The organism is Paenibacillus amylolyticus (assembly GCF_047302515.1).
GTDB classification, from domain to species: domain Bacteria; phylum Bacillota; class Bacilli; order Paenibacillales; family Paenibacillaceae; genus Paenibacillus; species Paenibacillus amylolyticus_G.
The window spans coordinates 3,203,609-3,228,480 of sequence record NZ_CP168019.1 but is presented as its reverse complement, the minus strand read 5'-3'; the positions used below and the strand labels follow the sequence as shown (position 1 = coordinate 3,228,480).

The window sequence follows — 24,872 nt, the reverse complement described above, 5'->3', positions numbered from 1 at the left end:
CAATGCCAAGGTATTGTGTGTGTTTGATCGCTTAGGAGAGGGAGTTTATATGGGAATTCAGAATGACATCAAGCTGTGGGATCAGGTTCAGGTTCGCGTGCTTGATGTGCGTCTTATATCACTCGCAACACACGAGTTCATACGCAATTATGTGTTACCAACCAGTGCATTTGTGTATGTTCAAGGCAGGGGTCAGGTCTGGCTCGATGAAGAGGTATGGACTACAAACCAGTTCTTGCTGCTGCATGGGGGAAAAGGAAGACGTCTGACACTTGAAACGACAGGGGTTATGGAGGTACATCTGATTTTGTACAAATCAACCTTGCCCTCTAACGTGCTTGTGGAGTACCGAATGATGCTTAACCAGCGTAATCCGTTTGAAGAGTCCTGGGCGACAGTGCCGGATCATACACTTGAGCTGCGTGAGCTTGTGCGGAATATACATGAATGCTGGTCAGGGCAAGAGCGAGTGGGCAAAATTCAGGTCAAAGTGTATTTCTTTCAACTGGTACAGCTTGTCTTGTTACAGCGGAGTCGCATGTTTAACGAAGTTCAGCAGCCTTCGCTTACCGATCAGGTTTTGCGATATATCAAAGCTCATTACCGGGAATCCATCTCACTTGATTTGCTTGCCCAGTCCTTGAGTTACAGTCCGCAATATTTATCACGCAAATTCAAGGAACAGACGGGATGTACACCGACAGAATATGTGATTCGGTTACGAATGGGTGAGGCAAGGAGTCTGCTTGCGTCCACAGAAGCTTCATTACAGGAGATTGCTGCGTATGTGGGTTATATGGACCCGTTTTATTTCAATCGTATATTCAAAAAAGAGATCGGTATAACACCGGGGCAATATCGGTTGAAGCAGCAGGAAAACTCGAAATCAGTTTCAAAAAGTACATTAAATGCAACAAATGAATCCATTGTAACAGGAGGGGATGAACGTTATCCTTTAATTGATGATGATAATCATTATCAATATAAGGGAGATGAGGAAATCAACATGTTTAACCATTTTAAATCAGCGATTATGTCGCTTGCGCTTGTACTCACATTGAGTGCTTGTGGAACAGCCCAGCAGGGGGCAGAAACATCCGAAGTTGCGGCTGAACCCGAACAACCGGCAGTCGTGGAAACCCAAATGGTAAATACGACCTTTGGTGAGGTAGAGATTCCTGCACATCCCGAGCGAGTTGCTGCCATAGATTATCTGGGAACGGTGCTTGCTCTTGGTGTCAAACCGATTGGTGGAGGCCAATTTCTGATGAACAGTCCTTATCTGGAAGGTCACATGGATGGTCTTGAAACGATAGGGGATTCCGTTGAACAATTGATGGAGCTGGAACCTGATCTCATTATTACATTGAATCCGGACAAGGCCGCTTATGAGAAATACAGCAAGATTGCTCCAACCGTTTCGATCGCATCCATCACTTTTCCGACACTGAAGGACGAAGTAAACTATTTCGGTAAAGTCCTTGGCAAAGAAGCGGAAGCAGAGAAGTGGCTGGCTGATTTTGATGAGGAGATTGCCAAAATCAAGCAGGAGGTGCAGAGTGTTGTTCCAGCTGATGTTACATTCTCCGTTATGCAGGAATATGATCGCCAAGTCTTCATTTTTGGCAATCAGTCGGGCCGGGGAGGGCGTAACATCTACGAATTGCTTGGTTTGCAAGCACCAAAGAACATTCCATCCGAGTTGATGCAGGGCGCCTATCATGAATTCTCCATAGAACTGCTCTCCAAATACGCTGGAGATTACATTGTGCTAACCAGCAAGTCTCAGTTGAAAGACCTTCAGGCAGATCCGATCTGGGGTTCATTGCCTGCTATCAAAAATGGAAAAGTGTACATATGGACGGAAGAACAATCCTGGTTCCGTGACCCTATTGCCTTGTTGAAACAGACACAGGATCTGGCTGAATGGATTATTGGACTTAATACACCGTCTAAATAAGGAACTTCAAAAACCGTGCCGCCCAGTTTGCTGAGCAGCACGGTTTTCATTTTCTTATGTAGGACTGAACAGTAGAGGGGATTAGCTGCCTGTACGGAGATGAAATAACAGTGTGATTACCGTATAAGAGTTTATTCGCTCTTTTGTTCGTTCTGAATTTCTTGCAGATCCTCCAGCTGGAGTGTGAGGTCATTCTCGGGGTTTGCGCTCACAATGACTTCTGACTCTGATTGTTGCTGACCTGGCTGATTCGACTTGGCGGCAGGTTTGATCACGTAGAGACTTTGAACGGAGTTGAGCAGGCTGGCAGGGGTGTCTTCATACGTTTCCAGGAAGAGTACATAGTCTTTGGTAGGAATCAGCTTGAGGTTGTCATCATTAATAATCTCGGTGTTGCCAAGTTGTCCGCCAAGTTGCTTCACTTCAAGTTTTTCCCCGGCAGTGTAACCGCCTTTATAGGATTCAGCGACCTGAATTGTGTGGATCGTATAGATTTTGTCAAAAGAAGCTGGCTCTCCGCCCGGATCGGACGCAGGGTTTAACTCGTTTTCATTGGCAGCATCAGTAACTTGTACAATATCGTTTAAAGCTTCCACACGAGTCTCAACAACACTACCTTTTACAATGGTATTTGCTCTCTCGGACAGGTCGCCAATGCTGCCATAACTCGGGTAATCTTCAGAAGCAATAATGGTCATGGGTGCATCGGATGGGGACGCGGTAGGTGTAACAGAAGAACATCCAACAGCAGATAAAATGAAAATGGAAGAGAGAAGCAGCGTTAATACTCGATTTTTGTTCATGGACAGGAATCCTCCTTGGATTTTGGGATAAGTTCGTAGCAGATTAGTACTTGGATCTTACGTTATTGATATCAAAAGTTTGGGGTTGGGTCATGGAATTGCGGTTGCGGGTGTAAGACATAATGGAAGGACTGCTTGTAGTCGGGTTGTCACCGAGCCATATGGAGTGTCCGAGTTCGTGGACAAATACGCTTTGAATGAAGTTGGATAAGTTGGTCGCGTCAGGGGTGATCGTGGATGCATTGAGTTCGATGCGGAAGCTTACGACTTGACTGCCGGATACGGAGGCGTAGTTGACACCATATGCTGTATTATTGAAGTTTCCTGCGGTGATGGTGTTTGGGGAGTTACTTGTTTTGGTGAATTTAACTTTGGCACCTGCATTGTTCCAGTTGGTAAGGGATGCGTCCATGGGAGTCTGCCATGCGGAGGCGTAATTATACGTACGAATGGGGATGGTGGTGCTGGGATAACCGTAGGTTAGAAAGGTTGCCGCATAGATGGTACTGCCAAACATCGCAATCGCTGAGAACAACATGATGCTCATCAAAAACTTCCTTTTCATACTTAAAACCTCCAATAAATGTATTTTATTCTCTATTATAGTAACAAGTAATATTTGAGTTGGAATGAGTCCGAGGTCGTTGTTTTTGTCGTGAAAAACCTAAAATATATCTTGATCCGACCCTAATGGTGTCAAAATAAGTAATTTTCTGTTCGATGTGCATGCATAATTTCCCTAAAGTTACAAACAATACATCCAACTTACACAGGGAAAGGTAGTGCTTGAGCATGTGCAACCGTTTTTCATTGGCAGCCGATTTAGACGAAGTCAGAGATCATTTCAAGATTCAGCGAGTGATGTATTATTACAAAAACCGATACAATATCAGTCCAACCCAGCATACGCCGATTATTTTGCATCAGGATGGTGAGCGTGTACTGGATGAGTTCCGGTGGGGGTTCATTCCATTCTGGGGGCGTGATGCCGTTAACGCAAACCTCATGACGGTGCATGAGAATCCTTCCTATTACAAACTGGTAGAGACCAAGCGCTGCGTTATTCCCTGCAATGGATTATATTACTGGCGGCAAGAGGGCAAAAAAAGTTATGCGGTTCGTGTTGTTATGCCGGATCGTGGCCTGTTTGGGATTGCTGGGTTATATGAGGTGTGGAGAGATACACGGAAAGAGCCGCTTCGTACCTGCACGATGCTTATGACAGGCGCAAATATGGTTACACGCGAGTTTGGCAGTAAAATGCCAGCGATCCTTTCCGAAGAAGAGATCAACACTTGGCTTGACCCGGCAAATACACGGGTGACTCAGTTGTTACCGCTATTGAAATCGTATAACAGTACAGAGATGAATCTGTATCCAGTAACCCCAATGGTCGCCAACGATGAACACGATTGTTACGAATGCGTAGAAGAGATGGATCAGAAGCTGGCTTACGTTCGGAGTTTCTGAGTATCTTTTGGATGATGTGAAGAAAATGAAGAGGGCTGAGAGTCTGGAGACACTCTGCTCTTTTTTTCCTTTCTGAAAATGAAAAGTTGCAATTGCAGTGAAACGTAACTATAATCATTACAGTAAGTGAACGCATATATTTATATATCTATTAAAAGAGATATTTATAATCAGGAGGGAACCACGAATGAATCCAAAGTTTAACCAGATGTTTGAACAAGTTTCACTACCGACTGGCATTACACTGAAAAACCGTATCGTGCTCGCTCCCATGACTCATATGTCCTCGAATGCTGATGGTACGATATCCGACGCTGAACTTGCTTATTATGCACGTCGCACCGGTGGTGCGGGCATGTCAATTACGGCTGTAGGGCATGTAACAGAGACAGGCATTGGTTTCCCGGCTCAATTTGGTGTTTATGACGACCGCTTCATTCCTGGTCTGAAAAAACTGGCTGATACTATTAAACAACAGGGCTCCGTAGCAGTATTGCAAATTTTCCATGCGGGCCGTCTGACTCCTGAACAAGCTGTACCTTCGGGTCAGGTGGTTGCTCCTAGTGCGGTTGCAAGTGAGCGTCCAGGATCTCCTGAACCAAGAGAGTTGACGGATGCCGAGATTACTTCGATTATCAAAGACTTTGGTGAAGCGACACGTCGTGCAATTGAAGCCGGGTTTGATGGTGTTGAGATTCACGGTGCTAATGGTTATCTGATCCAGCAATTCTTCTCCCCGCATTCCAACCGACGTGAAGACCGTTGGGGCGGAAGTGTAGAGAAACGTCTGACATTCCCACTTGCTGTAGTGGATGAGATTCAGAAAGTGGTTGCCGAACATACCAAACTGCCGTTCATCATTGGTTACCGTTTCTCTCCGGAAGAACCGGAAACACCGGGACTCACAATGGAAGATACGTACCTACTAGTGGATGCGCTGAAAGATAAAAACTTGGATTACCTTCATGTCTCTGTGAACGAGTTCTGGTCCAAGCCAAGACGTGGCGAAGCAGACACGCGTTCGAGAATGGAATTCATCCTGGATCGTGTGAATGGCAAATTGCCTGTGATCGGCGTAGGTTCGATTCATACGGCAGATCAGGCTGCTGAGGCGCTTCAAACGGGAGTACCTCTGCTTGCCATTGGACGTGAGTTGATTATTGAACCAGCTTGGGTTGAGAAAATCGAGAGTGGACGGGAAGAAGATATTGAGACGATTCTGACCAAATCGGATCAGGAACGTCTGGTTATCCCTGACGGATTGTGGAATGCAATCATCCACACGCCAGGCTGGTTCCCTATGGCAGAAGATAAATAAGATACACTTCAGAACTGGAATGGAGGGGGCGAAAGCTCCCTCTTTTTGCACATGGTCCAAATTCTCCTTGTCATCGCTCTGTGGTATGATGGATGAACAGGATCAACTGGATAATCAACGGTTTGGAGTGAAGGAATATGCTCGTAGCTGAACGGTATGAGAAAATAGTGGAATGGGTGGATACGCAAGGCAGCATGCGTGTGACCGAACTTAGTGAGCGCTGCGGGGTGACGGAAGAGACGATTCGTCGTGATCTGGACAAGCTCGAACAGGCGGGCAGGCTCAGACGGTCCCATGGCGGGGCGGTCAGCGTAAAATACAAGGATGAGTTACAGTCGGAGATTCCGTATCCGGAACGGGCTGTAGCCCATGCAGAAGAGAAGCGCAGAATTGCAAGCGAAGCGGTGAAAATGGTGGAATCCGGCGACCGGATCGCCCTGGATGCAAGTACAACGGCGTGGTATATGGCGGCAGGATTGCCCAACATTCCACTGACGGTATTAACCAACTCGATTAAGGTCGCCGCAGAGCTGAGTAACAAGGAGCAGATTCGTGTGATTGCCACAGGTGGGCAATTGGCTTCGAAGTCACTGTCTTTTGTAGGACCGCTGGCGGAACGTTCGCTTGATGCCTATCATGTGGATAAAGTATTCCTGTCTTGCAAAGGAGTGCATCTGACCAAAGGCATCAGTGAATCCAATGAATTACAGGCCTTGGTGAAGCAGAAAATGATCCATATTGCGGATGAGGTCATTCTACTTGCAGATTCCAGCAAATTTAACATACAGGCGTTTACCAGAGTTGCTGAGATGAGCAGTGTGGGCAAAGTGATTACAGATCAGGGTGTAGATGAAGAGCACGTTAGCGCATTGATTGAGCAGAATATTACGTGTATACGTGTGTAAACAAGAAAGGAATGAATGTCATGAAACATCCTTTTCATCTGAAAGCGGTATGGAATGGTGGGCGTAACAGTGAGGGAACAATCGATGCAGGTGGATTAAAAACGGTCATATCGATTCCTCAGGAGATGGGCGGACCCGGTACGGGAACTAACCCGGACGAGATGCTGCTGGGTGCAGCCTCCACCTGTTACCTGATCACGCTGGCAGCGATGCTGGAGCGTTCGGATATTACGCCGGATGAATTAACGCTTGAATCGGAAGCAACGGTAGATGTTACGAATAACGTATTTACGTACGAACGGATCGTACATAGACCTCGGATTGTGCTCAGCGCAGATGCCTCTGAGGCGGATCTGACCAAGGCTGAGCGCTTGGCGCATAAGGCTGAATCCTCCTGTATGATCTCCCGAGCGGTGGCAGGTAATGTCCAGATGGAGACACAACCGGTCATTGTTACTACAGGTGCTAACGCGGTGTGATATACTGAAGAATAGACGATTCAAATTGTCATTTGTGTAAAATAAGGAGTAATTCGGTATGAACACACAGAAGCGCAAGACTAACCGCTGGGTACGTTTGACACGTGCTATGAAGCTGAATTTTCTCAAATTGTTACGTGCTCCCGGAGGTGCCCATAAAGTATCTACCGGATTTGCCATAGGGTTCGGACTGGAACTGATCGTGATCTCGACGGCTTCCCTGATCTATCTCGTATTTTATCCGATTGTGCGACTGTCTGGGGGTTCGGTGCCAGCAGCCATTGTTGGTAATGTGATCGGGAAACTTACGTTTTTACCTATTATCCTGATGCCGCTCGCGAAACAAATTGGCTCATGGATTTTGCCTGCTCACAGCATGGGACAGGGACCGGTACATGAGAGTGCATTCATGGAGCTGTTTCGCGGTAACTGGTCGGCCGTGAGTGAATTGTTGCTTGGTGGACTGGATATTCTGGCAGGCATGTCCGTATTTGGTGTCATTCTGGGTGTGATTTCGTACTTTGTCGTGAAATTCTTCTACGTCAGAGCGCTCAACCGGCGTTATGAACGCCGGCTGGAGAAACGCCGACAAGCGGATATCGCTTCGGTATCACCTCCGGTATTAATCAGGAAGCCATCACAATCATAATGGGTAGCATCAACATGGATGCAGCGGTGGTCCACAGAATGCAGCGGGATACAAACTGCGGAGAAGCATTGAACTGTTCAGCCAAAATAACGGCGTTCACTGCGGTCGGCATCGATGCGAGGATCAGTAGCACACTGAACAACGTACCTTCGACCTGAAGAACGGTCAGTATCAGCCAGGACAGGATCGGCGCAGCTGCGAGACGTACTACAAGCCCGGTCCAGAAAGCTCGGCGTACATTGGGCAGCCAAGGCACCGTTGCACCTTTGGGTCTGAGCATCTGTGCTCCCAGAATGGCGAGAACGACAGGAGAGTAGCCCGCAGCCAGCATGGAGATCCCTCCATCCAGCGCTTCAGGCAGGCTCAGATTGGACGCACGCAGCGCAATGGCGATGCCAGCAGCATAGATGGATGGCATGCGGAAAACGGACAGAATCGCATCTTTCACCGTGAATTCGGATCGCGCGGCAAAAAAGATACCTACCGTATTAACAATGATCATCTGTCCAATGACGTAGACGGAAGCCTTGTCCAGTCCAAGCTGACCAAAGGCAAGCAGTACAAGCGGGAGCCCGTAATTCACGCAGTTTGTAAACGTGGAGACGAGGGTGAGACCCGCTTTTTCGCTTGCACCCAGACGGAACACCCGGCTTAACAGCTCGGCGAGTGCCCACAGAGCAATCAGATTAATAATAGAGAACCAGAACGTGCTGGTGACGTCGGTCCAGGTAATCTCTGCATGCAGCAATGTATTGAAGATGAGCGCAGGGCTCAAAATATAAAGGGAAAAGGTCGAGAGCGACCGGGTATCCCAATTCTTGAAGCGTTTTAACAGAATACCTCCAATCACGGGAAGTGATATCGGCAGGAATACATGGTATAACGTGAGTAAAAATGAGTGAAGCAATGCAATTCAGTCCCTTCTGGATGAAAAACCTATCTTATCATAGCAGAAGATGCATCTCATATGAATGGATTTCAGTATGATGATGTGTAGTAATCGCCTTGTTTAACTAAGGATTTCCCTGATGGGCAGCGACAGCGGATTGCTATTTTGATATGGCAGATTTATTATAGAAGAGGTGCAACAAGATTACATACACATAGAGGAGGAAACTGTAATGAGTGAATCAAAACGCTTGCTCGTACTTGCCGGCTCTTACGCCGAAGCGGAAAATGAGGGCATTTATGCATATGAATTGAATGAGGATACAGGTAGCTTGTCCAAGCTTGACGGCATCGCGGGTGTGAAAAACCCAACGTTTGTCAACGTGGATGCTGAAGGTAACAAACTGTATGCGATTGGTGAAACAGCGTCAGCTGAAGGCAACAAAATGTCTGAAGCTGTAGCCCTGAGCATTGATCCTTCTACAGGAAAATTAACGTTGCTGAACCGGAATGACTCCATTTCAGCTCCACCATGTCATATCCAGCGCGATCCTTCCGGCAAATACTTGATCCTCTCCAGCTACCACGGTGGTCTGGTAGGTCTGCAAGCCTTGACGGATAACGGTGAAGTTGGAGCGCTTCTGGACGAGAAGAAACATGAAGGACAAGGTGCGCATCCTGAGCGTCAGGACAAGCCACATGTTCACTCCGCATTCTTCAGCCCAGATGGTAAATACATGATGGTACAGGATCTGGGCGCAGATAACATCGCGATCTATTCCATTGATGCAGACAAAAATGAACTTGTGCTGCACAGTGAAACCAAAACACATCCGGGAGCAGGCCCACGTCACTTGGCATTCCACCCGAATGGTGAATTCGCTTATGTGATCAATGAAGTGGATTCTTCCATTACTTCGTTCAAATATGATGCAGCAGCGGGCACGTTGACTGAATTGTCTACTGTATCCACATTGCCTGATGGATATGATGGCAAAGAAAATACAACAGCAGAAATCACAGTTTCCAATGATGGACGTTATGTATATGGTTCTAACCGTGGACATGACAGCCTCGTTGTATTTGCAGTAGATGCAGACAAAGGTCACCTGTCACTGGTTGAACATGTATCTGCTGAAGGTGAGCACCCGCGTCATTTTGCTCTGACACCTAACGGCAAATTGCTGATCGCAGCTAACCGCGATACGAACAACCTCGTGACATTCACGGTAGATCAGGAGAGCGGACGTCTGAAATACACAGGTCACAGCACAGGTGTATCCAAACCGGTATGCGTGAAACCAGTATATCTGTAAAATGATAAATTTCTAAACCAGCTTTGGCTGGATTGAAAATGATAAAGATAAAGACTCTGCCATGTGGCGGGGTCTTTTGTCTTGAATATGTAATTGGAAGATTAGGGTTTTGTTCTGCTGTAAGCGTGTGGATTAGGGTAGAGGATTAATTCTATCTTGGATTCACCTAACAACGAAAAATTATCAATAGTATCGTGCAAGTAACTACCCCACTTCAAAGTGCGTACTTCCTGAATGGATAGTCAGGGTCTACAATGAGTGAGTAGCCAAAACAAACACTGCATGCATCTGAACAGACCAATTGGTGCAGGCTAAATATCTGATTATTATTTTTACAGGAACGACTCATACTTGAACAACAAAGGAGAAATAAATGATGAAATTGCAATTGGCGCTTGACTTGGTAAATATCCCTGAAGGTATCGCACTGGTTAAAGAGGTTGAACAATATATTGATATCGTTGAGATTGGTACACCAATCGTTATTAATGAAGGTTTGCACGCGGTTAAAGCAATGAAAGAAGCATTCCCTAATCTGCAAGTTCTTGCAGACCTTAAAATTATGGACGCTGGTGGTTATGAAATCATGAAAGCTGCTGAAGCTGGCGCAGATCTGATCACTGTGCTTGGGGCAACCAATGACAGTACGATCAAAGGTGCAGTAGCAGAAGCGAAGAAACAAAACAAACAAGTTCTTGTGGACATGATCAACGTGCCTAACCTTGAACAACGTGCTCGTGAAATTGATGCGCTTGGCGTAGATTACATCTGTGTACACACAGGTTATGACCTGCAAGCTGAAGGACAAAGCCCGTTCGAAGATCTGCAAACGATCAAAGCTGCTGTGAAAAACGCTAAAACGGCTGTCGCTGGTGGAATCAAGCTGGAAACATTGCCAGAAGTAATCAAAGCACAACCGGATCTGGTTATTGTAGGCGGAGGTATCACAGGACAAGCAGACAAAGCGGCAGTTGCAGCTGAAATGCAACGTCTCGTTAAACAAGGGTAAGCAGATGAGCAAAACACAGTACGCAGCTGACATCTTGAAGGAGCTGGAACGTACGTTAAGCCAGATCGACGATGCAGAGATGCAAGCGATGGCTGAGCACATTCTGGCTGCGGAACAGATTTTTGTAGCAGGAGCAGGCCGGTCAGGACTTATGGGAAAGGCTTTTGCCATGAGACTGATGCAGATGGGGCTTCGTGTATATGTGGTGGGTGAGACCGTAACACCTGGGATCAGCTCTAAGGATTTTCTCTTGCTGTGCTCTGGCTCAGGAGAGACAGGCAGTCTGGTAGCCATGGCTCAAAAGGCTAGTCAAGCTGGTGCACCTGTAGGTCTCATTACAATTAAGCCAGAGTCCACAATCGGGAAACTGGCAACTACGGTAGTGCGTCTCCCGGCTTCAGCCAAAGAGGACACAGCAACTTCCGGAGCGGCAGTAACCATTCAGCCGATGGGCTCGTTGTTCGAGCAAGGACTGTTAATCGGTATGGATGCTCTCATTCTTACGATGATGGAAATGAAGGGTATGACCGGAGCGGATATGTTTGGCCGCCACGCGAACCTGGAATAGTGAATAGATGAAGACTGGAATCCTTTGAATTGAAGGGTTCTGGTCTTTTCTGCGATACATAGTCATTCATCTGTATAGGTTTTATCCGTGATTTACAGTTAAACTTTGCATCCCGACCAGGCTGTAGTAGAATTAATAGATAGCTGTATCGAATGAATGTACTTATTACATCATGCATGGAGCGGAAAGCTTACCTCGTGTGAAGTGTCCCCGTGATATGTGTAATATACGCGATATAAGATTGAAGATGAGGGGGCTCGGAGCCATGGCAGCCGAAGTCAAGGAACGGATTAATCTGAAAGAAATCAACTGTGAGAAGGAATTGACCCTTGCGGTGATCGGTGGCAAATGGAAACTGATTATTTTGTGGCATTTGGGTCTGGAAGGCACCAAACGTTTCAGTGAGCTGAAACGCCTAATCCCTCATATCACCCAGAAGATGCTGACCAACCAGCTTCGTGAGCTGGAGGAAGACAAACTGATTGAGCGCAAGGTATATGCAGAGGTACCTCCTCGGGTGGAATATACGTTGACAGATCACGGTCAGAGCCTGATGCCCGTCCTGCACGCAATGTATAACTGGGGTAAAAACTATGGCGAAAATGTAATCTGGAAAGAAAGCTAAATAAGTAAGTTCTAAAATGAGCCGCCGGTAAATGGATTCTTCCATAAACCAGCGGTTTTTTAGTTGCTTTCAGACCATGGTCACATGAGCAAAAGCATATACTGGCCTTTATCCTAGATACCCCTTTTATATAGATGGAACTAAACATTCACACGAGAACGTAGAGGACAGAAAGAACCTGAAGAAGCGGAGCTAAAAGCTTTCTGAAAGAAAGCTACATCGGAAGCATACGCTTCGCATTTATCACCGGATTTTCACTTTGAAAAAGGGAATCAAAAAATCTGGGGATAACAGCGATCGGAAGGTTGTTCTGTCATCGGAGTGGTAAGTGTGAATAATATTTAGTCCAATCTGTACTCCCCTGAACCATTTTAGGTCATGTCATGTATAGATGCGCGGAATATGATACGATGAGAGATATTGGAAAATGCAAGGAGGATGACAACTAAAGATGGAAAAAATACGTACACGTGCTGAGGTAAACCCAGAAACCACTTGGGATCTGAAAGACTTGTTTGTAACCGATGTAGAGTGGGAGCAGGAGCTTCGATCACTTCCACTGGCTGCTGCCCAGATCGAAACGTTCAAAGGACGTCTGGGCAAAGGCGCTGAACAATTGCTGGCTTGTCTGGATGCTCGTGAAGCTTTGCAGGAGCGGATCGGCAAGACGGCTTCTTATGCCCGCTTGAAGCAGTCAGAGGACAGCATCAATCCGGTCAATATTGAGAATTCAGCTAAAGCAGGAGATATCCTATCAAATCTGTCGTCGTCCTTGTCTTTTGTCAATTCGGAGATCGTTGATCTGCCGGATGGAACTGTAGAGCGTTATATTCAAGAGCTTCCGGGATTGGAGCCGTATGCGCGCAGTTTGGAGCGTTTGATTCGAGAAAAAGAACATCGGCTTACGCCCGAGACTGAGAAGGTACTCGCTTCACTTGGAGAGGTACTGGATTCGCCATACCGTATCTATCTGCGCGGTAAACTAGCAGACATGACGTTTGACGATGCTCTTGATGGAGAAGACAATAATCGTCCACTGTCCTGGTCATTCTATGAAAATAATTATGAGATGTCGTCCGATACGAAGCTACGCCGTTCTGCTTATGCTGCATTCAGCTCGACATTAAATGATTACAAAAATACGTTCGCAGAAGGTTATGCAACCGAAGTGAAGAAACAGGTTGTTTTATCCAGGCTGCGTGGTTACGACGATGTTACAGATATGCTTCTCAGCCCACAGCAAGTGAGCAAAGAGATGTACAATAATATTCTGGATATTATCCAGCAGGAACTCGCACCTCATATGCGCAGACTGGCGGCTCTTAAGAAACGTGAGCTGGGTCTGGACAAACTGATGTTTTGTGATCTGAAGGCGCCGCTTGATCCTGAATTTAGCCCTGTCATTACATATGATGAGGCGTGCATACTCATTCGAGAAGCGCTTGATGTGCTTGGGCCGGAGTACGGCGAGATCGTAGAGCGCGCATTCAGTGATCGCTGGGTGGATTACGCAGATAACGCAGGCAAATCCACAGGGGCATTTTGCTCCTCTATATTTGGTTCACACTCCTATATCTTAATTTCATGGGCAAACAATATGCGTGGAGCATTTACACTTGCCCATGAAGTGGGGCATGCAGGTCACTTCATGCTTGCGGGACGTTACCAACGGCTCACGAATACACGGCCATCTCTTTATTTCATTGAGGCACCATCGACCATGAATGAAATGCTGCTGGCAGACCATCTATTGAAGCGTTCCGATAATCCGAGAATGCGTCGTTGGGTCATTTTGCAACTGTTGAACACGTATTACCATAACTTTGTTACACATCTGCTGGAAGGTGAATTGCAGCGCAGGGTGTATGCACGCGCAACCAAAGATGAGCCCATTACGGCGAAGACGTTAAGTCAGCTCAAAGGAGACATCCTTTCCGAATTCTGGGGACCTGATCTGGTAATTGATGAAGGGGCCAAACTCACATGGATGAGACAACCTCATTATTATATGGGACTATATCCATATACCTATGCGGCAGGTTTGACGGCTTCCACCGCGGCAGCACAGCAGATTCGGGAAGAAGGACAGCCTGCGGTAGAACGCTGGCTTGATGCACTGAAAGCTGGTGGAAGTCTCACCCCACAGGAGTTAATGAAGCTTGCGGGTGTGGATATGTCCGGACCTGAGCCGATTCGCTCTGCGGTTGCTTATGTCGGCAGTCTGGTCGACGAACTTGAACGTCTGTATTCCTGATCTGGTTCATATAGTATACGGACAAGGCAGAACGGGTTGTCTGCATGCACCGCCTTCCTTGCGTGGGGGGCGGTGCATCTTATTTTTGCAAGGGGAAAGGAACGATGATGAATGGCATTAACGAGCGTGTCCTCATCGATGGGCCGATTAAGCGTAGACGGCTTTGGTGTGTTTGACGACATGAATGGGGTACCAGGTTTTGAAGGTAATCAAGGTGGTTTTTTTTCGGGATTTAATGAGTTTGCTACAATGAATGCATTTGCTTCGATTTTCATTGGCGGCATATTTCTCATCATTGCGGGAGTTATTGTTTTTGTTATTATTTCAGGAGTACGCACGTGGTCATCGAATAACGCGGCAGCCTTGTTAACCCTGCACTCAACGGTGGTAGTCAAACGAACGGAAGTTTCAGGTGGCAGCGGGGATAGCCGTGCGACTACCCGGTATTATGTTACATTTGAATTCGACAATGGGGAGCGCACTGAACTGATTGTTGGGGGAAACCATTATGGCATGATGGTGGAAAATGATCGAGGGATGCTTACGTATCAGGGGACACGCTTTAAGCATTTTGAGAGAGATGTACAGCCCCAGATGGGGGTAAGCAAAGGTCAATTTTATACGTGAAAGAAGAACTGCGGCTCCTCCCAGGTGGGAGAGAGTCGTTTTTGCTATACCCAAAAGAAAGAAAAACCGAAGGGTATTCAAACGCTTACAATGGTGATATACTCGTAAAATAAAGTTAAACAGTATTAAACAAAAACAAACAAACAATAAATACAGAATAAAGTACAGGGTTACGGACTGAATCAAGGGATACCGTTTGGAAAATAGGATGGGTTCGAAAGGTTGGTGAAGCGCGGTGAGTGTGCTGGCTTATGATTTGGGCGCTGGGAGCGGGAGAGCGCTACTGGGACATCTGAATGATCGAGGGATCGAAACAAGCGAAATTCATCGGTTCAAGAATGAACCAGTGAAGGTTGGCGAGCGGATGCACTGGGATATTCTGCGATTGCATCATGAATTAATGCAGGGGCTTATCCTGGTGAAACAGCAGGGAGAAAAGCCAGAGAGCCTGGGGATCGATTCCTGGGGCGTTGATTTTGGTTTGCTTGGCAGTAATGGGGAGTTGCTCGGTAACCCGTATCATTACCGTGATACACAGTTTAACGGCATGATGGATCAGGTACGCCAAGAGCTGAGCTCTCAGAGAATCTTCGAACGTACAGGGATACAGTTTCTTGGCTTTAATACCTTGTATCAATTGGCGACGCTTCAACGTAGCGGTTCCCCGCTACTTCATGAAGCAGAGCGTTTTCTCATGATTCCGGATTTGCTACGTTATTTCCTGACAGGGGAAGCGGTGAATGAGTTCACCAATGCAACCACAACACAATTATACAATCCATCAGCGGGGCAGTGGGATAGTGAGTTGCTGACGCATATTCGTATTTCGGAGAAACTGTTTGGTGAAGCCGTGCTGCCAGGTACCCGTGTTGGACAATTGCGAAGCAGTATCTGTAACGATCTGGGATTGTCCGCGATTCCCGTGATCACTGTTGCGGAGCATGATACGGGTTCAGCCGTTGTGGCTGTTCCTGCAACGGAACGTTCATTTGCTTATCTGAGCTGTGGAACCTGGTCCCTGATGGGTACGGAGATAGATCATCCTGCGATAAGTAGCCAGAGTCTGGCCTTGAACTTCACGAATGAAGGCGGGGCGGGCGGAACATTCCGTCTGCTGAAGAACATTATGGGTTTATGGATTTTGCAGGAAAGTATGCGTGAGTGGGATCGCCAAGGGCAGGGAATTAGCTATGATGCGTTATTGGCGCAGGCGGAACAGGCACCTCCATTTGCCAGTTTGTTTGATCCGGATGATGAACTGTTCATGCCAGCAGGAGATATGACGACGCGTATACGTCAGTATTGCCGTGATACAGGGCAAGTGGTACCAGAGGATCAGGGGGCTATTGCCCGGGCAATTCTGGAGAGTCTGGCATTGAAGTATAGAAGAGTTCTGGAATGGACGGAGCAATTGTCGGTTCAGACGTTCAACGGATTGCATATGGTCGGTGGAGGCATCCAGAACCGCCTGTTATGTCAGTGGACTGCAAATTCCATTGGCAAGCCGGTATGGGCAGGTCCGGCAGAGGGAAGTGCCATCGGGAATATGGCTGTGCAATGGATGGCGAGCGGAGCTTTTAAGGATATCTGGGAAGCCCGTAAGGCCATCCGTGATTCATTTCCGGTAACTGTGTATGAGCCGCAGGACAGGTCAATCTGGGAAGATGCTTACGGCAGATTTCTGCGTGTGACGGCTTCATCTAATTCACAAGCGGGGAGTGAGGTGTAACATGCTGGCAGCCGAGCGGTATGACCGGATTGTGGAGATGGTGAATGTAAAGGGCAGTATGCGTGTATCCGAGCTTAGTGAGCGCTGCCGGGTGACGGAGGAAACGATCCGGCGGGATCTGGATCGGCTGGAACAGGCAGGTCGACTGCGCCGATCTCACGGTGGTGCAGTGAGTGTGAAGGAAGATCAACCGGAGATTCCTTACCGGATCAGGGAGACAACTCATGCGGAAGAGAAAAAACGGATTGCACAAGCGGCTCTGACGATGATTAATCCGGGTGATCGCATTCTGTTGGATGCGAGCACAACGGCAGGTTATATGGCAGCGAACATGCCGGATTTTCCGCTAACGGTCTTAACCAACTCGATCCAAATCGCCACTGAACTCAGCAGCCGTGACAAGGTTGAGGTCATCTCAACAGGGGGCCAGTTGGCATCTCGCTCGTTGTCTTTTGTTGGGCCGCTCGCGGAGCGTTCTCTGGAAACGTATCACGTGGATAAAATGTTCATGTCGTGCAAAGGTGTACATCTCGAAGGTGGCGGAATCAGTGAATCCAATGAACTCCAGGCAAAGCTGAAGCAGAAGATGGTTGGCATATCCGATCAGGTCATCTTACTTGCAGATGCCAGTAAATTTGGTGTCCGTGCTTTTGCCCGAGTATCCGGGTTAAATGCAGTCCATACGATCGTTACCAATCAGCCATTGGAGGCTGAACAGACAGACCGTTTGAGCGGATACGATATTGGTATCATCACGGTTTAATCTTTTAAATTTTATTTATATAAATTGAACTAAACATTTACACGAAACGGAGTGTTTAGTGTAAATATTCTTAGTCAATTTATCTACTAATCAGTTAATAGGAGCGTGTAATTATGAAGGTCTCCTTATTCATTACCTGCCTCAGCGATGCCATCTATCCTCGAGTGGGGGAGGCCATGGTCAGATTGCTCGCCGCTCATGGCGTTCGGCTGGATTTTCCGCCGGTGCAGACCTGCTGCGGTCAGCCTTCCTACAATAGCGGGTACTGGGATGAGACTCGGGTAGCGGCCAAAACGATTCTTGAAGCGTTTGACGACAGTGATTTTGTGGTATGTCCTTCGGGATCGTGTACGTATATGATTCATCATTATCCCGAGCTGTTCGCGGATGAACCAGTATGGTTGGAGAAGGCAAAACGATTGGAAGCCAAAGCCTATGAGTTTACTCAATTTCTCGTTCAGGTACTTGGGATAACCGATCTGGGCGCACATTTTCCGCACAAAGTAACCTATCATCCATCCTGCCACGGCAGCCGTCTGCTGGGTGTCAAGGATGAACCGATGGCGCTGCTCTCTCAAGTAAAAGGTCTGGAATTGGTTCCACTTCCATTCGCTGAGGATTGCTGCGGGTTCGGGGGGACGTTTGCCATCAAAATGTCCGATATTTCAGGAGCAATGGTGACGGAGAAGGTCGATCATATCAAAGAGACACAAGCGGAAGTACTGGTGGGGCTGGACATGGCCTGTCTGATGAATATCGCAGGTAATCTGCGTTATCGGAATGAACCGGTGCGTGTGATGCATTTGGCGGAACTACTGTATGAGGGGGTGCGAACAGGATGAGCCAACCGGGAGTTATGGATACTACGGTCAAAGAACGTGCCGGACTGGCCTTGAATGATGATTTTCTGCGTAAAGCGGTCAAATTCACGACAGAACGATTGCGTAACGGGAAGAAGTCTGCCTCAGAAGAACATGGAAACTGGGATGAATGGCGGGAACGTGGCCGTCAGATTCGTTTGCACACGATTGCGTATCTTGATTATTATTTGAATGAATTTGTGAATAACGCCCGTGCGAACGGGGTTCATATCCATTTTGCAGATACATCGGTGGAAGCAGCGGCAATTGCGCTGGATATTGCGGCGCACAAGCAGGCTTCTACGGTGGTAAAGTCCAAATCGATGGTGTCGGAGGAAGTACATCTCAATCATGTGCTGGAGTCGGCGGGCATTGAAGCTATCGAGACCGACCTGGGTGAATACATCATACAGTTGGCAGGCGAGGCCCCATCTCATATTGTCATTCCAGCCATCCATAAGAACCGCTATCAGATTGCAGAGTTGTTATCCAAGGAAGCGGGCGAAATTCTGGAGCCGGACACAACGGTACTTGCCGGATTTGTTCGCAAAAAGCTGCGCGAGAAATTCCTCGAAGCAGATATCGGCATGACTGGCTGCAATTTTGCGATTGCAGAGACAGGTTCCATGGTTTTGTTCGAAAATGAAGGCAATGCCCGTATGGTGTCCACTGTTCCGAAAACACAGATTACACTGATGGGCATGGAGCGGATCATCCCGTCGTGGACGGATCTGGAGGTTATGGCAACCTTATTGCCGCGCTCCGCAACAGGTCAGAAATTAACCATGTATATGTCAGGCATCACAGGTCCTCGCCGCACAGCGGATGGAGATGGGCCAGATGAAATGCACATTATTATCGTGGACAACGGTCGATCCCTTCAGCTCGGTGATCCCGAATTCCAGGAGTTGCTGAATTGTATTCGCTGTGGTGCTTGTCTGAATGCTTGCCCGGTATATCGTCATATTGGAGGTCATGCCTATGGTGGCACCTATAGTGGTCCAATTGGCGCAGTACTGACTCCTGCACTCAATGGCAACATTGATGAATGGAACGATATTGCGGGTGCTTCGAGTCTGTGCGGAGCCTGTTATGAAGCATGTCCAGTTAAAATTCCATTGCATGATATGCTCGTTTATTTACGTAGGCGTAAAGTGGAAGACGGTCATGGAAACAAAATGGAAAGCATGGGCATGAAGGGATTTGCCGCTGTGGTTTCCAATTCCAAACGCTTCAGTGCGGCCATACGTCTGGGACAAATCGGGCAGAAGGCAATTGTACGTAACAACGGAATTTCTCTCAAACTGGGTCCACTCAAAGGCTGGAACAATTATCGGGTTGCGCCAAGTCTCGCCAAGAAATCCTTCCGGCAGCAATGGAACAAGCTGGATCAGGAACTGGACCAGGAGCAACCGACCATGGATTCTTCCGTTCGCAGCCGTATGGAGCAGATTATTCGTGAACGAGAAGAAGGGGAGGGTGCTAAGCATGGTCACTGAACATCAGCAATGGCTTGCACAATTGGAGAAGAAGTCCATGGAGAAACAGGAGCAGTTCATGAATGACATTGCTTCGAAATTGAGAAGACCAAGGCAACGCCATGCGCCGACCCAACCCTTTCGGGGAGCACCCGACTTTTGGACTGAATTGGAATGGGATGAAGAGAAGCGTATTCAAGCATTTACGGATAACTTTGTGAGTGTAGGCGCACACATCGCCCGGGTTCAGAACATGGAAGAAGTATCTCAATTTATTGCCAACAAATCTCATGAACTGAGTGCCAGATATATCATTCGGCAGAATGAACAGGCGTTACAGGATCTCGGATTGGAAGAGCAGTTACCGGATGTACAGATCTCAGTGTGGAATAGTCAAGCGGATGAGAACTGGAGGGCTCGGGCAGCTGAGGCTGATATCGGTGTGGTCATGGCGGATTATGCGACTGCATACACAGGCTCGGTCACTGTGCTTTCTTCACCGGAAAAAGGTCGTTCAGTCAGTCTGCTGCCTACGGTACTCATCATCATTATTCCAGTGGATCGACTGTACACCAGACTGGGGGAGACGCTGGATCGATTTGACGAAGCGGGAAGAGAGAATCTTCCCGCAGGCATCCACTTTATTTCAGGGCCAAGCCGATCTTCCGATATTGAAAATGATTTAACCATTGGCGTACACGGACCAGGTATTGTATATGGTTTGATTATGGGTTAACGGTGTGTTGGGTGTGATGGCGCATCATGATTTTGATAACTGTCCGAGATGCAGTATTTCACTGCTAAGGACAGTTTTTTATTTGGTCTACTATAGTTAAAAACTATTAAAATTATACTAATTATATATTTCACCTATTAATAATAGAGGTGTATAATCCATTTCAAGAGAGAATTCATGTGAGATACAAAAGAGAAAGAGGAGGATGAATACAGATGAGTATATTTTCTTACCAAGTTCCGTTTATAGATAGACACGAGAGTGATTTTTCTGCTTTTAAAGGGAAGGTGCTGCTTATTGTGAATACAGCAAGTCGGTGTAGCTACTCCCGGCAATTCAGTGAACTTCAGCAGATGTATGAGAAATATGGTGATCAGGGGCTGGAGATTCTGGCGTTTCCATGCAACCAGTTTAACGAGAAAGAACCTGGTAGTAGCGCTGAGGTAGCCGAGTATTGCAGAAGTCAGTTTCAGATATCCTTTCCGATATTGGAGAAGGTCGAGGTCGTTGGGCAATCGATGCATCCATTGTTCCGTTATCTGATTACAGAATCGCCATTTCAAGGTTATGATCTGGACACGAAGGAAGGAGAGTGGATGGACACCTTTGTGAAAGAGAAGCATCCAGAATTGTATCAAGGTGACGGCATCAAATGGAATTTCACCAAATTCCTGATTGACCGCAGTGGGAACGTCCATGGCCGTTATGAAACGACAGTTGCTCCATTAGAGATGGAGTCAGTTATTCAGAATCTATTAAAGAATTCATAAGTATACCGTAATCCCTGTCCTGAGGTCCTATGACTTTGGGACTGTTGAAGATTAGAACTGGAAATGTTAGGGTAAAAGAAGATAACGAAGTCCTCCATTTTTTTTAATTAAAAATGACCAATATACTATTTCAGTCAGTTAGTTCTTTGATGGTTTTCTCGTTATCTGGATGAAATATGAAAATGTGCAAAAAATAACTTGAATCTGTTGATCTGAAGAGTAAGTGTAATCACGTCTGTAAATCAAGTCATTATTTTTTAGTTGTAGAACTCTTAACTTGGGAAGAAGGAGTGAGCGTCATGCCACCAATTTCAGTGCCTCAACCAAAAACATTTGGCCCACTAGGCAATTTGCCGCAATTGAACTTTGAAGAGCCGGTGCAATCCTTGGTGAAACTGGCTGAAGAATACGGACCGATCTTTCGTATGGAGTACCCCGGGCGAAGTGAATTGTATATTTCAGGTCACGAACTGGTTGCCGAGGTAACGGATGAATCCAAATTCGACAAACGTGTGTGGGCACCCCTTGCAAAGGTTCGTGCTTTTGCAGGAGATGGATTATTTACGAGTTGGACCGAGGAGCCGAATTGGAAAAAAGCCCATAACGTACTGCTGCCAAGTTTCAGTCAACGTGCCATGCAGGGATATCACAACAAAATGATTGATCTGGCTGTGCAGCTGGTTCAGAAATGGTCACGATTGAACCCGGATGAGACGGTTAACGTTCCGGATGATATGACACGTCTTACGCTCGACACGATTGGCCTGTGTGGGTTCAACTATCGGTTTAACAGCTTCTATCGGGAAGAACCACATCCATTCATTACGAGTATGGTTCGTGCGTTGGATGAATCCATGAGTTCATTGCAGCGACTGCGTCTGCAAGACAAGTTGATGATCACCAAAAAGAAACAGTTTGAACAGGATATTCGTTCCATGTTCTCTTTGGTGGATCACATTATTGCCGAACGCAAAGAGAAACCGCAGGAAGGCGCAGATGATCTGTTGTCCCACATGCTCAGCGGCAAGGACCCGGAAACAGGAGAAACGCTGGATGATGAGAACATCCGTTATCAGATTATTACATTCCTGATCGCTGGACATGAGACTACAAGTGGACTGTTATCCTTCGCCGTTTATTATCTGATGAAGAATCCGGATACGCTGGCTAAAGCCCAAGCTGAGGTGGATCAGATTCTGAAAGATCCGGTTCCCACGTACAACCAGGTTCGCAATCTGAAGTACGTTCGTATGGTTTTGAATGAAGCATTGCGGTTATGGCCAACGGCCCCGGCATTTTCTCTGTATGCAAAAGAGGACACGGTACTTGCGGGTCAATATCCTTTGCAAAAAGGAGACAGCGTCAGTGTACTTATTCCCAAGTTGCATCGCGACCGCGAAGCATGGGGAGACGACGTAGAGGAATTCCGCCCGGAACGGTTCGAAGATCCGAGCAAAGTGCCGCATGATGCCTATAAACCATTTGGTAACGGTCAACGGGCATGTATTGGTCAGCAATTTGCACTTCAGGAAGCAACGCTGGTGCTGGGCATGGTGCTCAAGCATTTTGACTTCATAGATCATTCCGATTATCAGTTAAAGGTGAAAGAAACCCTGACGCTCAAACCGGATAACTTCACAATTCGGGTACGTGCGCGTGGGGGGCAGCCAGTCATGGCCGTTCCGGGTGTAGCGGTCGAAGAACCAAAGCCGGTTGCCAAAAGAACGGAGCCGGATGCAGCAAATGCCCACCACACACCGATGCTTGTTCTGTACGGTTCCAATCTGGGTACCGCTGAAGGCATTGCACGTGAAATTGCGGATACCGCCAGATATCAGGGTTTCCGGAGTGAGGTCGCTACGCTGGATGATCGTGTTGGCAAACTGCCAAAGGAAGGTGCCGTCATTATTGTCAGTGCATCCTATAACGGTCAGCCGCCAAGTAATGCCAAGATGTTTGTCGAGTGGATCGAACATGCAGATGCGAATGAATTCAAAGGTGTGCGTTTCGCCGTTCTTGGATGCGGTGACCACAACTGGGCCAGCACCTATCAGCGTATTCCGCGTTTAATAGATGAACAGTTATCTTCCAGAGGAGCAGAGCGGTTATCACCGCTGGGTGAGTCAGATGCCAGTGGAGATTTCGAGAAACAGGTGGGGGATTGGACAGAGCAATTATGGCCAGATCTCGCACGAACGATGGGACTGAAACTGAACACAAGCTCCAATAGCGAACGCAGTTCCCTATCTGTACAGTTTGTCAGTGGGCTCGCCGTAACACCTCTTGCGGATACGTATGATGCCCATGTGGCAGAAGTACTTGAGAACAGGGAGCTTCACGACGCGGGCAGTGAACGAAGCACACGTCACCTGGAGATTAAATTGCCTGAAGGCATAACCTACAAGGAAGGGGATCATCTGGGCATTCTGCCACAGAATCCACCGGAACTTGTGGAACGTGTATTGCGTCGTTATGGATTCACAGGAACGGAGCATCTTGTTCTGGATGCATCCGGTCGGAGTGCCGCGCATCTGCCGCTGCATCAACCGGTGAACCTGTATGATCTGCTCAGTCATAGCGTTGAGCTTCAGGAAGCTGCAACGCGTGCGCAGTTGAGAGAAATGGCAGCATACACCGTATGTCCACCGCATAAGAAGGAACTTGAAGCGCTGCTTGATGAATCTGTGTATATGGATGAAGTGCGGAATAAACGGATCTCCATGCTGGATTATCTGGTGAAATATGAGGCATGTGAACTGCCGTTTGAGCGCTTCCTTGAATTATTGCCTTCACTGAAAGCCAGATATTATTCGATCTCCAGTTCACCACGTGTTCAGCCCGATCAAGCGAGTATTACGGTCAGTGTTGTGCGCGCCCCGGCATGGAGTGGACAGGGAGAATACAAAGGTATTGCGTCCAACTATCTGGCTAACCTGAAGTCGGGTGACGAGATCGTCATGTTCACGCGGACACCGGAATCCGGGTTCCAACTGCCTGAGGATGCACAGGTTCCCGTCATCATGGTAGGGCCGGGTACCGGTGTTGCTCCATTCCGAGGTTTCTTGCAAGCAAGGCATGTATTGAAGGAACAAGGTCAAGAGGTTGGCGAAGCCCACCTGTACTTTGGATGCCGGAATCCCGAGCATGATTATCTGTACAAAAATGAATTGGAAGCAGCCCAGCAAGGAGGGATTGTGAAACTTCATACGGCCTTCTCCCGTGTAGACGGGGAGGAGAAATGTTATGTACAGCATCTGATGAGAGACGATGCCCATCATCTGATTCCTTTGTTCGAAGAGGGTGCGCATCTGTATATCTGCGGTGATGGCAGCAAGATGGCACCTGATGTGGAAGCCGCACTCCAGCAGGCATACGCTGATATTCATGGCAAATCCGCGAAGGAAGCAGAAGATTGGTTTAATCAGCTTCAGCAGGAAGGTCGTTATGCCAAGGATGTATGGACAGGCATCTGATGTACACATGTGAAAGGTCAGCTTGATCCGTAACTGGCTGAGCGGTGAGATACAGAAGCAGTTCTGTTCTCACCGCTTTTTGACATAAAATGATTCTTCAGCAGATAAGTGGTTGCATGGGTTATAATTATATATTGGAAGGGAGCACCCGTATGCAGACATTTGGGAACCATTGTATGGCTTGCGAAAAGA

At 47.4% G+C, this 24,872-nt stretch carries 22 protein-coding genes; 19 read left to right on the top strand and 3 right to left on the bottom strand.

What is annotated here, in order from left to right; genetic code table 11:
• The first annotated feature begins 49 nt into the window (after positions 1-49).
• On the top strand, positions 50-1,960 hold the full coding sequence (locus ACDJ59_RS13610; protein ID WP_413409432.1) for an AraC family transcriptional regulator: 1,911 nt from the start codon (positions 50-52) through the stop codon (positions 1,958-1,960).
• Positions 1,961-2,091: 131 nt separating this feature from the next.
• Here the strand turns inward: ACDJ59_RS13610 and ACDJ59_RS13605 are convergent, their stop codons facing one another.
• Positions 2,092-2,763 carry a hypothetical protein gene (locus tag ACDJ59_RS13605; RefSeq protein WP_413409430.1) on the bottom strand — a complete coding sequence of 224 codons (672 nt, stop codon included), beginning with the start codon at positions 2,761-2,763 and terminating at the stop codon, positions 2,092-2,094.
• A 43-nt stretch (positions 2,764-2,806) separates the two neighbouring features.
• Entirely contained in the window at positions 2,807-3,328 is a 522-nt protein-coding gene (locus ACDJ59_RS13600; protein WP_133384442.1) for a hypothetical protein, read from the bottom strand.
• A 227-nt stretch (positions 3,329-3,555) separates the two neighbouring features.
• Between ACDJ59_RS13600 and ACDJ59_RS13595 the strand changes: the two genes are divergently transcribed.
• From ACDJ59_RS13595 to ACDJ59_RS13575, 5 genes are all read left to right on the top strand, one after another.
• Positions 3,556-4,233: an SOS response-associated peptidase gene (locus tag ACDJ59_RS13595; protein ID WP_091016984.1), complete on the top strand. Its 678-nt coding sequence runs from the start codon at positions 3,556-3,558 to the stop codon at positions 4,231-4,233.
• A gap of 187 nt (positions 4,234-4,420) precedes the next feature.
• Positions 4,421-5,551, top strand: coding sequence for an NADH-dependent flavin oxidoreductase (locus ACDJ59_RS13590; RefSeq protein WP_413409429.1), 1,131 nt, complete (start codon positions 4,421-4,423; stop codon positions 5,549-5,551).
• A 137-nt stretch (positions 5,552-5,688) separates the two neighbouring features.
• On the top strand, positions 5,689-6,456 hold the full coding sequence (locus tag ACDJ59_RS13585) for a DeoR/GlpR family DNA-binding transcription regulator (protein ID WP_036608860.1): 768 nt from the start codon (positions 5,689-5,691) through the stop codon (positions 6,454-6,456).
• Between the two features lie 20 nt (positions 6,457-6,476).
• On the top strand, positions 6,477-6,935 hold the full coding sequence (locus ACDJ59_RS13580) for an OsmC family protein (protein ID WP_338594104.1): 459 nt from the start codon (positions 6,477-6,479) through the stop codon (positions 6,933-6,935).
• A 58-nt stretch (positions 6,936-6,993) separates the two neighbouring features.
• On the top strand, positions 6,994-7,584 hold the full coding sequence (locus tag ACDJ59_RS13575) for a DUF2062 domain-containing protein (protein WP_036670565.1): 591 nt from the start codon (positions 6,994-6,996) through the stop codon (positions 7,582-7,584).
• Here the strand turns inward: ACDJ59_RS13575 and ACDJ59_RS13570 are convergent.
• Positions 7,562-8,491, bottom strand: coding sequence for an AEC family transporter (locus ACDJ59_RS13570; RefSeq protein WP_413409428.1), 930 nt, complete (start codon positions 8,489-8,491; stop codon positions 7,562-7,564). The genes ACDJ59_RS13575 and ACDJ59_RS13570 overlap by 23 nt on opposite strands.
• A gap of 214 nt (positions 8,492-8,705) precedes the next feature.
• Here ACDJ59_RS13570 and ACDJ59_RS13565 point away from each other — a divergent pair, with 214 nt between their 5' ends.
• From ACDJ59_RS13565 to ACDJ59_RS13505, 13 genes are all read left to right on the top strand, one after another.
• Positions 8,706-9,788, top strand: coding sequence for a lactonase family protein (locus tag ACDJ59_RS13565; protein ID WP_413409426.1), 1,083 nt, complete (start codon positions 8,706-8,708; stop codon positions 9,786-9,788).
• Between the two features lie 376 nt (positions 9,789-10,164).
• Entirely contained in the window at positions 10,165-10,797 is a 633-nt protein-coding gene (hxlA, locus tag ACDJ59_RS13560; RefSeq protein WP_036670570.1) for a 3-hexulose-6-phosphate synthase, read from the top strand.
• A 4-nt stretch (positions 10,798-10,801) separates the two neighbouring features.
• Positions 10,802-11,365, top strand: coding sequence for a 6-phospho-3-hexuloisomerase (gene hxlB / locus ACDJ59_RS13555; protein ID WP_047842632.1), 564 nt, complete (start codon positions 10,802-10,804; stop codon positions 11,363-11,365).
• Positions 11,366-11,630: 265 nt separating this feature from the next.
• Positions 11,631-11,990: a winged helix-turn-helix transcriptional regulator gene (locus tag ACDJ59_RS13550; protein WP_062833989.1), complete on the top strand. Its 360-nt coding sequence runs from the start codon at positions 11,631-11,633 to the stop codon at positions 11,988-11,990.
• Positions 11,991-12,441: 451 nt separating this feature from the next.
• On the top strand, positions 12,442-14,244 hold the full coding sequence (pepF, locus tag ACDJ59_RS13545) for an oligoendopeptidase F (RefSeq protein ID WP_413409424.1): 1,803 nt from the start codon (positions 12,442-12,444) through the stop codon (positions 14,242-14,244).
• A 111-nt stretch (positions 14,245-14,355) separates the two neighbouring features.
• The gene (locus ACDJ59_RS13540) at positions 14,356-14,871 is read left to right on the top strand and encodes a DUF2500 domain-containing protein (protein ID WP_413409423.1); all 516 of its coding nucleotides are present in this window, start codon (positions 14,356-14,358) and stop codon (positions 14,869-14,871) included.
• A gap of 235 nt (positions 14,872-15,106) precedes the next feature.
• On the top strand, positions 15,107-16,600 hold the full coding sequence (locus ACDJ59_RS13535; RefSeq protein ID WP_413409421.1) for a rhamnulokinase: 1,494 nt from the start codon (positions 15,107-15,109) through the stop codon (positions 16,598-16,600).
• 1 nt (position 16,601) lies between these two features.
• Positions 16,602-17,363 carry a DeoR/GlpR family DNA-binding transcription regulator gene (locus ACDJ59_RS13530; protein ID WP_413409419.1) on the top strand — a complete coding sequence of 254 codons (762 nt, stop codon included), beginning with the start codon at positions 16,602-16,604 and terminating at the stop codon, positions 17,361-17,363.
• A gap of 113 nt (positions 17,364-17,476) precedes the next feature.
• On the top strand, positions 17,477-18,205 hold the full coding sequence (locus ACDJ59_RS13525) for a (Fe-S)-binding protein (RefSeq protein ID WP_211081435.1): 729 nt from the start codon (positions 17,477-17,479) through the stop codon (positions 18,203-18,205).
• The gene (locus ACDJ59_RS13520) at positions 18,202-19,722 is read left to right on the top strand and encodes a LutB/LldF family L-lactate oxidation iron-sulfur protein (RefSeq protein ID WP_413409418.1); all 1,521 of its coding nucleotides are present in this window, start codon (positions 18,202-18,204) and stop codon (positions 19,720-19,722) included. The genes ACDJ59_RS13525 and ACDJ59_RS13520 overlap by 4 nt, the downstream gene beginning before the upstream one ends.
• On the top strand, positions 19,712-20,437 hold the full coding sequence (locus ACDJ59_RS13515; RefSeq protein WP_413409416.1) for a LutC/YkgG family protein: 726 nt from the start codon (positions 19,712-19,714) through the stop codon (positions 20,435-20,437). Before ACDJ59_RS13520 ends, ACDJ59_RS13515 begins: the two co-directional genes overlap by 11 nt.
• Before the next feature lie 215 nt (positions 20,438-20,652).
• On the top strand, positions 20,653-21,207 hold the full coding sequence (locus ACDJ59_RS13510) for a glutathione peroxidase (protein ID WP_413409414.1): 555 nt from the start codon (positions 20,653-20,655) through the stop codon (positions 21,205-21,207).
• A 299-nt stretch (positions 21,208-21,506) separates the two neighbouring features.
• A complete protein-coding gene (locus ACDJ59_RS13505; RefSeq protein ID WP_413409413.1) occupies positions 21,507-24,680 on the top strand; it encodes a bifunctional cytochrome P450/NADPH--P450 reductase in 3,174 nt (1,057 codons plus the stop codon).
• The last annotated feature ends 192 nt before the right edge of the window (positions 24,681-24,872 follow it).